Annotated in this window: 1 protein-coding gene; it reads left to right on the top strand. The window is 44.3% G+C overall.

What is annotated here, in order from left to right:
* Positions 1-59 precede the first annotated feature (59 nt).
* Positions 60-709: hypothetical protein (locus tag M4I23_RS19595; protein WP_249755542.1), on the top strand; the 650-nt coding region annotated here is incomplete at its 3' end.

The following is a 709-nucleotide window of genomic DNA, read 5'->3' as shown; positions in this document are numbered from 1 at the left end:
AGTCAATAGAGTCCATCAAACAACAGTGGTGAGTTGGTTTAATCAACAAACGGTAAGCCATGTCATCTTCTCCTGTTATTGTCACTTGCACTGCCTGTTACATGTTCAGTATATCTTTCTCTGTCGGCGAACAGGGCTTCACATGTGATAAATGTAAGGAGATAGTCAGGCTGACGGAGAAGATTTCAGAATTAGAGACACGCATCCAGACTTTATTTGAGAGTAGTGAGAATGTAACAGCTTTAGACACTGCTTTGGATGCGAATAGCTTAGTGAACTCTGTACATTGTTCGGTTCCGGCTGTAGAGCCCGTGCAGCAGGGCAACTGGGTGACGGTGAGACGGCATAGTCGCGGATCAAAAAACCACTCTTCCGTTCCGATTAGAACATCAAACAGGTTCTCCCCACTCAGTGACGCACCCACTGAGAATCCTGTTGAAAGTGCCCTAGTTATTGGTGATTCTATTACACGGAACGTGAAAATAGAGACACCAGCCACCATAGTCACATGTTTACCGGGAGCCAGAGCGCCTGACATCAAAGCAAATTTAAAAGTGCTGGCTAATGCTAATCGTAAATTCTCTAAGATTATTATTCACGTCGGCACTAATGATGTTCGACTTCACCAGTCGAAGATCACCAAAATTAACATTAAAGAGGTGTGTAAACTCGCAAGTACGATGGCAGATGACGTTTTTTGCTCTGGTCC

Source organism: Algibacter sp. L4_22, from assembly GCF_023473045.1.
GTDB lineage: Bacteria > Bacteroidota > Bacteroidia > Flavobacteriales > Flavobacteriaceae > Algibacter.
This window is presented reverse-complemented; position numbering and strand designations above follow the sequence as displayed.